Source organism: Pseudomonas sp. SG20056, assembly GCF_031764535.1.
Taxonomy (GTDB): domain Bacteria; phylum Pseudomonadota; class Gammaproteobacteria; order Pseudomonadales; family Pseudomonadaceae; genus Aquipseudomonas.
In genome coordinates, this window is record NZ_CP134499.1 from 227,891 (window position 1) to 240,562 (window position 12,672).

Sequence of the window (12,672 nt, forward strand, 5' to 3'; positions counted from 1 at the left end):
ATATTAGACTGGGCCAGCGAATGAGTAACATGTTCCGCCATATTCAATTAGGGTGTTGCTTTGATATTCCCCTCGTTTCTCTGGAATACTGACTATCCCAGAGCCAAACTCACCTAGTAAAAATGATTCGCGCTTTGCGAAGTAATTACGGAGTTTGGCGATGCACTTCCGGTAGGCATCCGTTGATATTTGAGCAGGGCGATGCAGTCCGATTTCGTCCGGCTTATGACGCAAATGTAAAATGACTTGTTCTGGGCTTGAAGGTTGAATTGGGTAGATTATTACCAGCCGATACTCTTCATTGCCTTTGTCCATGAACTCAAGGATTTTTGCGCTGGATGCAGTGCCTCCAGCGAAAGCCGAGGACGCAGCAATGATCAGAAGTGCGGCAACGTATTTCATCTTGATGCCTAACGATTAAGCTAAGGGGCCGGCTTCGCCGGTCCCAGCGAACGGAGTGAGCGCTTTGAGCGCATTGTTAGGTGTTGCTCCACTCAAGCTCTATGTTTGATTTTTCACCAGCGGCAAATTTTGAAAGCTGTTTCCCGAAGCTGTTTATTAGTGTTGCTTCGCATGGCATGTAGAAAAGGCCTTCTGCTTTTTCTGGTATTGCGCGCCGATTGTCATATTTTAGCTCGATAACTGGATGCCCGCTTAGGTTACGAAGCTTCGCGGAAAGCTTGAATAGGCAGCAGTAGCTTGGGTCGGTACCGTACTCAAAACTAGCTTGATTGTTCGGAGTAAACGGAAACTCTATAAGCGCTTTAGAAAAATCTGAAATTTCTTCTGGGTACGCATAGAACTCAATGGTCGTTGATTGCGGCCCATTTGAAGCTTGGAAGCTGACTTGGATCATGCCATCAGTATCGGTCCAAGTTTTGTGAAGGCGCATGTAGAACATCAGCTACACCTAACGTTTGGTTAAGGGGCCGGCTTTAGCCGGTCCCGAGTGAGCAAAGCGAACGACTTGAACCATTTGTTAGGGCTAGTACGGAGCATAGTTTGTAAGCTCCTTTATTCGCTGTTTGGCGCGCTCTTCTTTGCAGGCTAGATAGATACTGTTGCGAATAGTGCCTGATCTGTGCATTTCGTATTGAGCGGCGCAGTCCGCTTCTCTGAATTTAATCCATGCCCTTTGAGCGGTTAATAGATGTCTTCTGTATTCTGTGTAGTTGTCATATTCAGTGTTTGGTTGGGAAAGACTATTCACCAATTTCTTATACGTTAAATTCAGCTCTTTCTCTGTATTTTCGAGAGAGATAGATGCGCACTGCTCAATGTCTTGCGTTGAGAATGCATTGGTGCAGTCAATGTTTTTTTCAGGTTCTGCGTATGCCTCAATAGAGAAGGCTAGTAGGCCGGCAGCTAGTAAGCGGTACATTGAGTGCCCTAACTATAATTAGACGACATATCCATATCTGCACACTATTGCCATCGCTGGCAATAAGTATCTAAATCTGGCTATCTCGTATCCATATCTGACCATCAGCTATTGATGATCCGTTCTTGCAGCCCAAGCTCTACTGCTGCTTTGTAGCTCAGCAACCATGCCTTTTCTTCAGGCTGCCACTTACCGCCCGCCTGCTTTACCGCCAGTTGCATGTCTTTCTCATGAAAACTTACGCGCACGAATACCAACGCCGTTGCTTGTTTGGGCGTTTGGGCGCGTGTTTTCGGTGGTTTGTGTTTGCGTTCGACGATCAGTTCGACGGTGGTGTAGCTGATCTGTTGTTCGGCGTCGTGACGGTAGCGTACGGCAATCAGGTCGGCGCCGTAGCGTTCGACAAAGCGTTTGGTGCCGTTTTTACCTGGTTTGAGGCTTTTTACAACGTCCATATCGTGCCCCGCTGGCGTCAGTGTCCTGCAGGCAGTTTGCCCTCATCTGTATGGAGGCTCAAGCCGCGTGGTGTGTTGAGCCGAGCGTGTGTTATTGGCGCTCGCGTTGCGGCAATGCCGGGGCTGGTCCGAGAAAAATAGGGAGTTGTTCTCTATACCGACCTTAATTAACGCTGAGGAAACTCAACGAGTGGCGTTAATTTTTCTGCCCATGTGTGATGAGTGTTTTCCCCCATAGACTCCAGCGCGGCGGTCATAAATTCAGTAAATACTCTGACTTTGGCGGGCAAGTAATCGCGCTTGGGGTAAATCATAAATACGCCATTGTCCGGCTGTGGCGGTCTGTAGCACGGATAAAGCGAGACCAGTGTGCCACTGTCCAAGCCGGGCTTTGCCAGAAAGTGCGGAAGCTGGGCAATGCCCAGGCCATCTGCACACATGTATGCCATGGCCTCACCATCATCCGTGATATGTCGGCGCTCTAGCTCATAAGCAAGGTATTCGCCGTGTCGGTTCGGCAAGAATATCGGCTGCAGTTGTTGTGTTTCTTTGATGCGAAACCCAATCCAGCTGTGCGTGTGGAAATCATCCGCGTGTTGCGGTGTGCCTTGCGTGTTGAGGTAGTGCGGTGAGGCGCAGACGAGAAAGTCCATTGGGCTGAGTCGTCGGGCTATCAGGCGGCTGTCTTTCACGTAGCCGGTGCGCAGGGCGATATCAATGTCGTTGTCGATGACATCCAGGTGCAGGTCATTGATCTCAAGTTCCAGCTTGATCGCGGGATAACGCTGGCAGAACGCGTGTAACAGGGGGCGGACATAGAGGTGGCCGTAGCAGACCGCCGAGTTGATGCGCAGGGTGCCGCAGGGGGAGTCATTCAGGTGCCGCAGTTCGTCCTCGCAGGAGCCGAGGTCTTGGAGCAGCTTGCGTACGGTATCGGCATAGTGTTTTCCCGCCGTGGTGGTACGCAATTGCCGCGTGCTGCGTTGAAACAGTGTGAGTTGCAGTTGAGCTTCCAGGCGGGCAATGGCTTTGCTGACGGTGGAAGGGTCGGTGTCACATACCTTCGCGGCGGCGGCGAAACTGCCGCCATCATGGGTGGCCAGGAATAGTTCTAATAAGCGCAGTTTGTCCATGGGCGAGTAGGCACATGCAGTTTGTCCGTGGGCGGAGCCTAGCATGAGCATTCGTGAATAGTATTCACGACTGATAGGGCAGGCGACCGTATGTTCATCTGGCAAGTACCGCATAAGAATTCAACAGCAGCGGCAGTCAACTCACTTTCATGAGGCGCTATGTTGAATATACGCATCGGTAACTCTCTGTTTACCTACCTGGCCATGGCATTTATTACCATGGCCGGACTTTCCTATATTAATTTTCTGCCGGGTTTGGTTAATGCGCTCGCCGGCGCTATTGGCTTCTCTGATGTGGAAGCGGGGCAGATCATTTCGCTCAACGGTTATGGTGGATTGCTCGGCACTACGGCAGCAATTTTTCTGGTGAGCCGAATTCGTTGGCAGCCTGCAGTTTTTATATGTTTGGCAGTGCTGGCATTGATGGATATAGCCAGCTCCCGAATTGATACCTATGAAGCAATGCTGGGCTGGCGCTTTGTGGCCGGTTTTTTTGGCGGTTTTAGCCTGGGTATTGCCTTTGCTGTACTGGCTCGTTTGAACAACCCTGACCGGGCGTTTGGCTGTTTGTTATTTATCCAGTTCAGTGTGGGTGCGCTGGTTATTTATCTGTTGCCACTCCTTGAGAACTTCACCAATGCTCATGCCGTTTTTTATGTGATGGCCGGTTTGGCGTTGTTGAGTTTGTTGTTTGTCCTGCGAGTGGCAAACATCCCGCTCAATAACGCCTCAAGTGAGCCAGGCATCTTGTTCTCCGGTAAGTATCACCATGCCTTTCTACTGCTACTGGCAATCATGCTTTATCAAGTGGCTGCCAGTGCGATCTGGGCTTATGTCGGGCTGATTGGGCTGGCAGCGGGTCTCGCTGCTGAGCCGGTCAGTGTCTACATCGCAGCCACTGGGTTGTTAGGCCTGCTTGGTGCGATGGCACCGATGTTGATTGGCAAACGCCATGGCCGTTTGCCCTGGTTGCTACTCGGCGTCGCGATCTCGGCAATCGCAGCGTTGCTGCTGATCTTTGCGGCACGCCCTGTTCTTTATGTGCTGGCAATGGTGATGTTGTTTATCGCCTGGCCCGCTGTGCAGTCTTACTTGTTGGCTGTTACTGCTGGGCTGGACGCCAGTGGAAAACTGGCAACAACAGCGGCCGTTGTTTCGTTTGCCGGTTTGGCGACAGGTCCATTACTGGCATCGGGGCTGGTTGGAAGCGGCAGTTATTTATTCATGCTGGTTATTTGTGCCCTGATATTTCTATTGAGCGGCTTTGTTTTGTTTAAGCCGGTGCGCACTCAGGAGATGCGCGAGATTTCAATGGCACGATGATCCTGAATTTCGCTTGCGTTAATGACTCGTTTTTAGTGATTCATTTAACTCACAGTTACTATTCAACTCAATGAGGTGTTTGAAGTGATTCGTTATGCGCTTAATAAAATGTTGCTGGCGTTTAAACGCCGTTATAACTACGACGTAGGTTATCAGCAGGATGTTCTGCAGGCTGACCTGGGTGCGTTTCTGAAGTTTATGGGCTTGCAAACCATGTCTGCGCATGCGGGTAAATTACCCATTGGGCCGCTGTATGCCGCAAGAGTGCGCGCGATTATTTGGGATGATTGCGGGCCCTGTACGCAGCTGGTGGTCAACATGGCCCTGGAGGCGGGGCTTGATCCCGCACTGGTACGCGCACTGATTGATCGGGATTTGCAGCACCTCCCTGCAGAGCTTGCGTTGGTGGTGTGCTTTACAGAACAGGTGTTGGCGCACAACCCCGAAGCCGATGAACTGCGTGAGCAGATTCGCGCGCTGTGGGGTGACAAGGGACTGATTGCCATTGGTTTTGCCATCAGCTCATACCGGGTCTATCCCGCGCTGAAATACGCCCTGGGTTACGGCAAGGCTTGCAGCCGGATTCAGGTCAATGAGTCGTTCCTGACGCCTAACCGTGAGCCTGCTCTGGCTGAGGAGGCAAGAGGTGTCTAACGCGAGCAGCACAGCGCTGGCCTTGCTGCTGGGTCTGGCGGCCATGGGCAATGGCGTCTTTATGACATTGGCGCCTGAGACCTGGTACTGGCTGGTGCCAGGTGTGCCGGATCGAGGGCCTTTCAACCAGCACTTCCTGCGCGACATCGGCATGATCTACCTGCTGATCGGCATCGCGTTTATCTACGGGGCGATTTACCGGCTCCACCGCCTGCTGTTGTGGTTACTGCCGACAGCCTGGTTGGTTGCCCATGCGCTCTTTCACATATGGGAGGTGCTGGTTGGCATCTGTGGGCCTGAATCGCTGCTAGAGGATTTTGCCGGCGTGACATTGCCCGCCTTGCTGGCGCTATGGCTGCTCTACTCAAGCAGCAAGGTGCGGGCCGATGGGTAGGCCGCTACTGGCTCTGTTGCTGCTCGGTTTGGGGCTGCTGTTGGGCGCAGTAGCCGCTTTTGTCGTCCCCCGTCCGGCTGCGCCGCAAGCGATTGAATGGCTGAGTGCACCCCGTAGCCTGGCGTCCTTCAGGCTTGAGTCTGATCGGGGGGCGTTTACCCATCAGTCTTTGCGGGGGCGCTGGAGCATTGTGTTGTTTGGCTTTATGCACTGCCCGGATATCTGCCCGACAGGGTTGACGCAGATGGCAGGCTTAGCTGCTCGTTTAGTCGAGCTGGGCGATGGCGCTGAGATTGCCTTTGTCTTTGTCTCGGTTGATCCGCAGCGCGATTCGGTGGCTGAGGTGGGGCAGTTTGTCAGGCACTTTGACGCGTCATTTCGTGGCGTGACGGGCAGCGAGGAACAATTGCTTCGGCTTGCCAGCAGGCTGGGTATTCAGTTTGCAGTCTCACCCGAGCCGGATGGCTATACGGTCGCTCATTCGCTGACCTTCTCAATTATTGATCCGCAAGGCCGCTTCGTTGGGCGTTTTCGGCCGGGGTTTGCTGCGGATCATCTGGCAAGAGAACTGAGCTTAAGATTTTGAGCGAGCAGCGGGCCTAATAGGTTCCGCTGCTCGTTGGTCTGGCGGCGCTTCTGCGCAGTGTCGCCAGGCGGTATGTGGCGGAGGTGCGCGCCACTGGTAGTCAGTCCGCCAGGCTCTGCAGCAGCCGGTAGTAGAAGCCGCTGGCATTGGCCAACGTATCGATCGCCACGCGCTCGTTGGTGCCGTGCATGCGTGGCAGGTCTTCGCGCTCCATCAGCAGGGGGCTGAAGCGGAAGACGTTGTCGGTGAGCGGCTCGTAGTAACGCGAGTCGGTGCCGCCGACGGTGAGGTTGGGGCTGACCAGGGTGTTGCTGAAGCTCTGGCGGATCACCTCGGCGAACTGCTGATAGGCCTCGCCCCTGACATCGGATACCGCCGAGGGCTCGCGCCCGCCGGGCATGACTTTGACCTGAATCTGCTCATCCGCCACGGCATTGCGCACGTGGGCGGCCACGCTGTCGATGCTGTCGCGCGGATGGATGCGCAGGTTGAGGGTGGCGCGGGCGCTGGGCGGCAGGACGTTTTCCTTGATGCCGGCGCGCAGCAGGGTGGGCGACAGCGAGGTTTGCAGCTGCGCGGCACCGGCTGGCGAGGCGGCCAGTTGTTGTTCCACCAGCGGGCCAAACAGCCAGAGGTTGGCGAAGATCAACCGGTAACCGAAGGCTTGCGCCGGGGTAAAGCTGGCCAGCAGGTCGCCAGTGGGGCCGTCGAAACCACGCTGGAAGGGTGCGTCGCCGACCCGTTGCAGGGCCTGGCTCAAGCGGCCGATGGCGGTTTCAGCAAAGGCTGGCGGCTGCGAGGAGTGGCCACCCTGGGCGCTGGCGGTGAGGGTCAGGCTGACGTAGCCCTTTTCCGCGATACCGACCACGGCGACATCCTGGCTGACGCCGGGGATCTGCCCGCGCACCACAAAGCCGCCTTCATCGCTGACCCAGGCCAGGCGTTTGCCCTGTTCCTGCAACTGCGCGGCGATGCGCCGGTTGCCCTGATGGCCGCCGATTTCTTCATCGTGCCCGAAGGCCAGCAGCACGTCGCGTTGTGGCTGGAAGCCCTGGGCGATCAGGGTTTCCACCGCTTCGAGAATGGCCACCATCGATCCTTTGCTGTCGATGGCGCCACGGCCCCAGACAAAGCCATCTGCAATCGCCCCGGAGAATGGTGGGTGAGTCCACAGCTCTTCGGTGCCAGGCGCGACGGGCACCACATCCTGATGTGCCATCAGCAGGGCAGCGGGCAATTGCGCATCCTTGCCCGGCCAGCGCAGCAGGATGCTCGGGCTGCCGGTGGCGAGCGGCTCGGTGCTGGCGGTGACCTGTGGGTAACGCTGCACCAGCCATTCGCGCAGGCCGACAAATGCTGCATCGCTGGCCGCCAGTTGGCTGGCCGGCGCGCCGACCTGATGCGACAGGGTCGGCAGGCGAATCGCTGCCGCCAGGCTCTCGGCGGCGCGTTGGCCATCCAGCCCTTCAGGCAGGCTGACCGGCGCGCTGTTGTATGCGGCAGCCGGCAATAGCAAAGTGCGGCCGACCACCACGGCCACCAGGCCGAGCAGGATGATCAGTAAAAGCAGTACCAGACGTTTCATCGCCGTTCTCCTTGGCTTATGGGTGCAGGATCAGCTGGCTGCGGCTGTTGGCTTTGATCGCCTCGGCATCCAGGTGCATCGGCACGTATTCGCCACGAATATAACGTTCGGCCTGGTCCTTGTAGTGCTGATCAAACAGCACGCCGCTCTGGCCCACCGGGTTGATGCCCAGGGCGCTGCCGGCATCGGCCAGGTCGATCAGGCGGCGGGTCGAGGGGCCGTACACCACCGACCAGGGCGCTGGGCCGACCGGTTGCGAGAGGTTGTTTGGTGTTTCATGGCCGCCCGGCGCGGCAAAGGCGCCAACGTTGAACAGTTTATCCAGCGGCTTCTGCTGGCCCAGCGGGTGGCCGTGGGTGAGGGTGTGCGCGCTGCCCCAGGCCCATTTCGCGCTGTCTTCACCGAGGGTGCTGCGCAGGTGAGCGAGGCTGGCCTGCCAGGCGGCCTTGACGGTGTCGGCGCGGCTTTCCACGGCATCGCTGCCGCGCTTGTCCCACCAGGGTGAACTGGCATCGGCGGCCAGACGCGGCAGGGCGCTGTCGAGCACGCGGGTTTGCAGCAGGTTGGCGAAGAAGACTTCGCTCAGCTCATCGGCCATGGCTTCGCGTGCCAACTGGTAAACCAGCTGGTTGAACAATGTGGCGGCGGTGTTCTCGACCTGATGCTGGCCATCCCAGCTCAGCAGCTGCTCGACCAGCGCCTGCTCTTCGCTGCCAGTGGCGGCAGCCCGCAGATCATCCGCCAGCGGCGCGAGTAGGCGTTGCGGGTAGCCAGTGCCGGGCTCCAGTTGCAGGGCCTGGCTGTTGTGCACGTCCCACTTCACGCTGTCGTCGCGCAGGCGTTCGTCCAGGCGCTGGCCGCGATCGGCCAGGTTGTAGTAGCCCGGCACTTCCATGCCGGTCGGTGACACGGGCTGGTAGTTGGCGGAGAGGATATAGCCGCGCGCGGGGTTCTCCTCCTGCGGGTTGGCGCTGAACGGGTAGTAGCCGTCTTTGTCCGCCTCGCCGTTACTGCCATCGAGGATAAAGCTGGGGTTCACCCCGGCCGGGCGGCGCGGCAGTTTCGCCGCCGCCCACCAGCCGATATCGCCCGTGGCGTTGGCCCACACCACATTCAGCCCCGGCGCTTCGATGTGCTCGGCGGCGACGCGGGCTTGCTCCAGCGTGGCGGCGCGGTTGAGCTGATAGAAGCCATCGAGGATCGGGTTTTCGGTCTCGAGGAAGGCCCACCACATGGCAATCGGCGTGCTGCCGACGGTTTCACCCAGGGCGCTGTTGATGATCGGGCCGTGCGGCGAGCGGCGGATGGTCAGGCGTACCGGTTCGGCATCCTTGACGCTGATCAGCTCCTCACGGCTTTGCAGCTCGACCCACTGACCGCGATACCAGACCTGGTTGGGGTTGTCCGGGTTGGTTTTCTCGGCGATCAGGTCGAGGTCGTCGTTCTGGAACATGGTGATGCTCCAGGCGAAAGCGTTGTTATGCCCCAGCGAGGCCACCGGGTTGAGCGCCTGGTGATGGCCGTACAGGCTGAAACCGGGGTAACTCAGGTTGGCTTCGTACCACACCGACGGCACGGCAAAACGGATATGCGGGTCGCCGGCCAGCAGCGGCTTGCCGCTGGCGGTGCGGCTGCCGGAGATCGCCCAGGCGTTGCTGCCCTCGAACTGTGGCAGGCCGGCGTCCAGCAGCGCGGCATGGCTCAGCTCGGCGATGGCATTGAGGTCCTGCCAGTCGCCAGCGGCGAGGTGCTGACCGACCACGCCCTGCGGGTGCCAGTCGAGGTCAAAGGCCTTGAGGTAATCGGCGCCCAGCTGATCGCGGATGTGCGTCAGCACCGGCTCGGTGCGGAAGGCGGCAGCAAAGCTGTAGGCCATATAGCCGGCGACGCTGAGGGTGTCGGCGACATTGAACGGGCGTTTTTCAATGCCCAGCACATCGAACTCGATCGGTGCCGGGTGGTTGGCCTGATACTGGTTGACGCCATCCAGATAAGCCAGCAGCGCTTTGCTGGCCGGGGCATTCAGGTCCAGCTTGGCGGCGTAACGGTCGGCGTGTTCGCGGATGCCCAGGGTGCGGAACAGGCGGTCGGTGTCGACCAGTTTGCTGCCGAGCACCTCGGCCAGCTCGCCACGGGCCAGGCGGCGGAGGATTTCCATCTGAAACAGACGGTCCTGTGCATGCACATAGCCCAGCGCGCGGTACATATCGGCTTCGTTCTGTGCCTGGATATGCGGCACACCGCGCTCGTCGTAATCCACCGTGACCGGCGCTTGCAAGCCGCTCAGTGCCAGCTCGCCGGCGCGTTGCGGCTGCTTGCTGTCGATATACCAGTAAGCGCCGGCGGCGCTGGCGGCCACAATCAGGGCAAGGGCAGTCAGGGTGCGTTTCATCTGGGAATCCTTGTTATTGGTTTTATCAGGCTGCGCCGGACAACACGCGTAGGTTGGCGTTGAGCGCAGCGAAGCCCAACGAGCCGTCCTGTTATTGGCATTACACAGCCTGCTTATCAGCCCTGCCATTGTGCGGGCTGCTGCGTGGTCCGGCATTGACCAAATGGCGCAATAGTGAAAGTCTTTGGTCAATCCGAGAGGCCTTTATGCAACACGATCCGCACAACAGCATCGCCAGCGCGCTGACCCATTCCTCTACCCTGCGCCGCCTGCTTTATGAGGCCCTGGCAGCGCTGGGCCTGGACCCAACCGACACCTATCGCCAGGCCTATCAGGGCGTGGTGCTGGCGCCGCCGCTGCTCAATGCCCGTGAGGACCACGACAATGCGCCGCGCTTCTGGGGTGCGCTGGCCGGCATCAGTGGTGATGACGATATCGGCCTGCACCTGGGCGAGCGGATGCAACCACGGCCGATGGATGTGGTGGGTTACCTGCTGCTGGCCAGCCGCGATCTGGGCCAGGCGCTGGAGAGTTTTGTGCGCTTTCAGCACATCCTTTCCGGCGGATTTGCCGTGCGCCTGGAGCTGGAAGGCGAGCAGGCGCGCCTGATCTTCGACCTCAATTACCGTGGCGTCGGCTCGTTGCGCCAGCAGATGGAGTGCCTGGCGCTGTTGCTGCAGAAGATGCTCGCCAGCGTCAACGACGGCGGCTTTGCGCTCGACGCTGTGGAGTTTCGCCACCCGGCCCCACGTCGGCTGAGTGAGCATCGCCGGCTGTTTGGCCTGCTGCCGCGCTTTGCCCAGGCGCATGATGCGCTGATCTTCCCGCGCGCCTGGCTCAGCCGGCCCTCGCGCAGCGCCAACCCGCGGCTGTTCGCGGTGCTCTGGGCACAGGCGGAAGTGGAGCTGGCCGAGCTGGAAGAAAACCAGCTGCTCAATCGCGTGCGCTACTGGCTGGAGGTCAACCTGGGTGTGCAGCTGTGCGACCTGCCGCGCTGCGCCACCGCGCTGGGTTATAGCGTCAGCGGGCTGCAGCGGGCGTTGACCGAACAGCAGCAGAGTTTTCGCCAGCTGCATGATGAAGTGCGTCGCCTGCGTGCACAGACCCTGCTCGACAGCGGCCTGGCCATCCGTGAAGTGGCGCGCGCCTGCGGCTTTGCCGAGCTGTCGCCGTTCTACCGCGCGTTCAAGCGCTGGCAGGGCGCGACGCCAGTGGGCTTTCGCCGACAGTCGGTTGTGGGCATAACGGCGTCAGACTGATCTAGCCTTTCTACACAGGCCAGAGGTAGCGGTTATGTGGCGAATGATGGCGAGTGGAGTATTGGCGCTGATGATGATGCCCTGCCTGGCCGCGCCGCCAGTGCAGATCTGCCTGGGCGACAGCAACGAGTGGCCGCCCTACACCTATTGGCAGCGCAGCGATGGCGAGGTGGACCGCAGCCGTCTGACGGGTTCGGCAAGTACCCTGGTGCTGGAGATTCTGCAGCGTTTGCAGTTGCCTTATGACGTGCACTACATGCCCTGGGCGCGGGTGCAGCAGGAACTGGCGGACTTCGCTGAAAAGGGCCGCTGCGAGCTGACCTGGGATGCCAGCTACAACGCCGAGCGCGCCGCCTATGCCTATTACAGCGCGCAGCTGTATGAAACGCGTCTCGGGCTGTTCTACTCCGCCCAGCGCTTTGCCGAAGTGCCGCTGCCAGCCTTGCTGCAGAACCTGCAGCCCTACCGGGTGTGCGGAGTAATCGGCTACAACTACCAGCCCTACGGTGTGGGTGAGCCGATCAAGCGTTTCCCTAGCATCCAGCAGAATCTGGACATGTTGCAGCGTCAGCGTTGCGACTTTTTCCCCAGTGAGATCGAGCCGTTGTATGGCGGTTTGGCGTTGGGTATCTATCAGGGCCATGAGCAGCTGCGCCATGTGCCACTGGTCGCCAGTAAGGCGTTCTTTCTACTGGTCAGCAAGGGCTCGCCGCGCGGTGAAAGTCTGGTCAGAGAATTTGATCGGCAGCTCGAACAGTTGCAGGCCAGTGGTGAGGCGCAGCAGATATTTCAGCGCTTTACCCCGGATGGCCTGAGATAGTCAGTGGCTCTGCCAGTCACAGAAACAGCCCACCGCCAGGGTATTGCTGGCGTTGACCGGGCGTTCGGCAATCAGCGCATCCAGAATCGGCTCGATAAAGCTGTTGCTGGAGGTGCACACGGCGCCTTCGCTGTAGGGGCCGAAGTAGGCCAGCTGACCATTGCGATCCCAGATCGCCACCGCCGGGCTGGCGGGGATTTGCGCACTGCCCGTCAGCTCAGGCAGCGGTTGTAGGGCGCTCAGGGTGCTGGGCAGTTGGCCGCTGCTGCCAGGTTTTTGCACGGCATAGAAGTTCACGCCCTGGGAGGCGAAGCGTTCGATCAGCTCGGCCAGGTGTTGCTGGTTACCGACATTGCACGGGCAGGCCGGGTCCCAGAAGTGCACCAGACGGATCGGTCCGGGACCGGCCAGCTCAGCTGGCAGGCGCAGCTGCTCGCCGTAGAACAGCGCGGTCTGCTCGTTGAAGCTGCGCAGGTAGCGCGCTTCATACCACCTGTAGGCGGCCAGCATGGCGGCGGCCCAGAACAGAATCAGCAGGCTGGCGAGCAGGGTCTTGCGCGTGGGTCGAGTCATGATGAGTTTTCGCTGAACAGGCGCGCAGCTTGCCATGACTGGCGCGACAGCAGAATATCCGCAACCTGATGACGTCGGCCCGGATGGCCGGAACTTCCCCCGCATGAATGATGGAAA

The 12,672-nt window shown here is 59.0% G+C and carries 14 protein-coding genes; 6 read left to right on the forward strand and 8 right to left on the reverse strand.

The window, feature by feature from the left end; all coding sequences use genetic code 11:
- Positions 1–3: 3 nt before the first annotated feature.
- The 5 genes from RHP75_RS01045 to RHP75_RS01060 form a co-directional block, all read right to left on the reverse strand.
- On the reverse strand, positions 4–402 hold the full coding sequence (locus RHP75_RS01045) for a hypothetical protein (RefSeq protein WP_311090086.1): 399 nt from the start codon (positions 400–402) through the stop codon (positions 4–6).
- A gap of 76 nt (positions 403–478) precedes the next feature.
- Positions 479–901 (reverse strand): hypothetical protein, encoded by a 423-nt coding sequence (locus RHP75_RS01050; protein ID WP_311090087.1) that lies wholly within the window; start codon positions 899–901, stop codon positions 479–481.
- Positions 902–985: 84 nt separating this feature from the next.
- Positions 986–1,381: a lysozyme inhibitor LprI family protein gene (locus tag RHP75_RS21135; RefSeq protein WP_409079692.1), complete on the reverse strand. Its 396-nt coding sequence runs from the start codon at positions 1,379–1,381 to the stop codon at positions 986–988.
- Between the two features lie 104 nt (positions 1,382–1,485).
- Positions 1,486–1,836: a hypothetical protein gene (locus RHP75_RS01055; protein ID WP_311090088.1), complete on the reverse strand. Its 351-nt coding sequence runs from the start codon at positions 1,834–1,836 to the stop codon at positions 1,486–1,488.
- A gap of 167 nt (positions 1,837–2,003) precedes the next feature.
- Entirely contained in the window at positions 2,004–2,969 is a 966-nt protein-coding gene (locus RHP75_RS01060; RefSeq protein ID WP_311090089.1) for a LysR family transcriptional regulator, read from the reverse strand.
- Positions 2,970–3,128: 159 nt separating this feature from the next.
- On the opposite strand from RHP75_RS01060, the gene RHP75_RS01065 reads away from it, so the two are divergent.
- The 4 genes from RHP75_RS01065 (at position 3,129) to RHP75_RS01080 (ending at position 5,926) form a co-directional block, all read left to right on the forward strand.
- Positions 3,129–4,292: an MFS transporter gene (locus RHP75_RS01065; RefSeq protein ID WP_311090090.1), complete on the forward strand. Its 1,164-nt coding sequence runs from the start codon at positions 3,129–3,131 to the stop codon at positions 4,290–4,292.
- Positions 4,293–4,376: 84 nt separating this feature from the next.
- Positions 4,377–4,946, forward strand: a complete 570-nt coding sequence (locus RHP75_RS01070) for a hypothetical protein (protein ID WP_311090091.1) — start codon at positions 4,377–4,379, stop codon at positions 4,944–4,946.
- On the forward strand, positions 4,939–5,340 hold the full coding sequence (locus RHP75_RS01075) for a hypothetical protein (protein ID WP_311090092.1): 402 nt from the start codon (positions 4,939–4,941) through the stop codon (positions 5,338–5,340). Before RHP75_RS01070 ends, RHP75_RS01075 begins: the two co-directional genes overlap by 8 nt.
- Positions 5,333–5,926 carry an SCO family protein gene (locus RHP75_RS01080; RefSeq protein WP_311090093.1) on the forward strand — a complete coding sequence of 198 codons (594 nt, stop codon included), beginning with the start codon at positions 5,333–5,335 and terminating at the stop codon, positions 5,924–5,926. The genes RHP75_RS01075 and RHP75_RS01080 overlap by 8 nt, the downstream gene beginning before the upstream one ends.
- Positions 5,927–6,026: 100 nt before the next feature.
- Here the strand turns inward: RHP75_RS01080 and RHP75_RS01085 are convergent, their stop codons facing one another.
- Both RHP75_RS01085 and RHP75_RS01090 read right to left on the reverse strand, forming a co-directional pair.
- Entirely contained in the window at positions 6,027–7,511 is a 1,485-nt protein-coding gene (locus RHP75_RS01085; RefSeq protein WP_311090094.1) for a M20 family peptidase, read from the reverse strand.
- 16 nt (positions 7,512–7,527) lie between these two features.
- A complete protein-coding gene (locus tag RHP75_RS01090; RefSeq protein ID WP_311090095.1) occupies positions 7,528–9,903 on the reverse strand; it encodes a penicillin acylase family protein in 2,376 nt (791 codons plus the stop codon).
- 206 nt (positions 9,904–10,109) lie between these two features.
- Between RHP75_RS01090 and RHP75_RS01095 the strand changes: the two genes are divergently transcribed.
- Positions 10,110–11,162, forward strand: a complete 1,053-nt coding sequence (locus RHP75_RS01095; RefSeq protein WP_311090096.1) for an AraC family transcriptional regulator — start codon at positions 10,110–10,112, stop codon at positions 11,160–11,162.
- Between the two features lie 34 nt (positions 11,163–11,196).
- Positions 11,197–11,982: a transporter substrate-binding domain-containing protein gene (locus tag RHP75_RS01100; protein WP_311090097.1), complete on the forward strand. Its 786-nt coding sequence runs from the start codon at positions 11,197–11,199 to the stop codon at positions 11,980–11,982.
- Here RHP75_RS01100 and RHP75_RS01105 read toward each other — a convergent pair whose 3' ends face one another.
- The gene (locus RHP75_RS01105) at positions 11,983–12,591 is read right to left on the reverse strand and encodes a DUF6436 domain-containing protein (protein ID WP_311090098.1); all 609 of its coding nucleotides are present in this window, start codon (positions 12,589–12,591) and stop codon (positions 11,983–11,985) included.
- Between the last annotated feature and the right edge of the window lie 81 nt (positions 12,592–12,672).

Bases quoted from the DNA above. Each gene is read 5' to 3' on its own strand.
- RHP75_RS01045 (WP_311090086.1), bottom strand. From the start codon at position 402: ATGAAATACGTTGCCGCACTTCTGATCATTGCTGCGTCCTCGGCTTTC.
- RHP75_RS01050 (WP_311090087.1), bottom strand. From the start codon at position 901: ATGTTCTACATGCGCCTTCACAAAACTTGGACCGATACTGATGGCATG.
- RHP75_RS21135 (WP_409079692.1), bottom strand. From the start codon at position 1,381: ATGTACCGCTTACTAGCTGCCGGCCTACTAGCCTTCTCTATTGAGGCA.
- RHP75_RS01055 (WP_311090088.1), bottom strand. From the start codon at position 1,836: ATGGACGTTGTAAAAAGCCTCAAACCAGGTAAAAACGGCACCAAACGC.
- RHP75_RS01060 (WP_311090089.1), bottom strand. From the start codon at position 2,969: ATGGACAAACTGCGCTTATTAGAACTATTCCTGGCCACCCATGATGGC.
- RHP75_RS01065 (WP_311090090.1), top strand. From the start codon at position 3,129: ATGTTGAATATACGCATCGGTAACTCTCTGTTTACCTACCTGGCCATG.
- RHP75_RS01080 (WP_311090093.1), top strand. From the start codon at position 5,333: ATGGGTAGGCCGCTACTGGCTCTGTTGCTGCTCGGTTTGGGGCTGCTG.
- RHP75_RS01085 (WP_311090094.1), bottom strand. From the start codon at position 7,511: ATGAAACGTCTGGTACTGCTTTTACTGATCATCCTGCTCGGCCTGGTG.
- RHP75_RS01090 (WP_311090095.1), bottom strand. From the start codon at position 9,903: ATGAAACGCACCCTGACTGCCCTTGCCCTGATTGTGGCCGCCAGCGCC.
- RHP75_RS01095 (WP_311090096.1), top strand. From the start codon at position 10,110: ATGCAACACGATCCGCACAACAGCATCGCCAGCGCGCTGACCCATTCC.
- RHP75_RS01100 (WP_311090097.1), top strand. From the start codon at position 11,197: ATGTGGCGAATGATGGCGAGTGGAGTATTGGCGCTGATGATGATGCCC.
- RHP75_RS01105 (WP_311090098.1), bottom strand. From the start codon at position 12,591: ATGGCAAGCTGCGCGCCTGTTCAGCGAAAACTCATCATGACTCGACCC.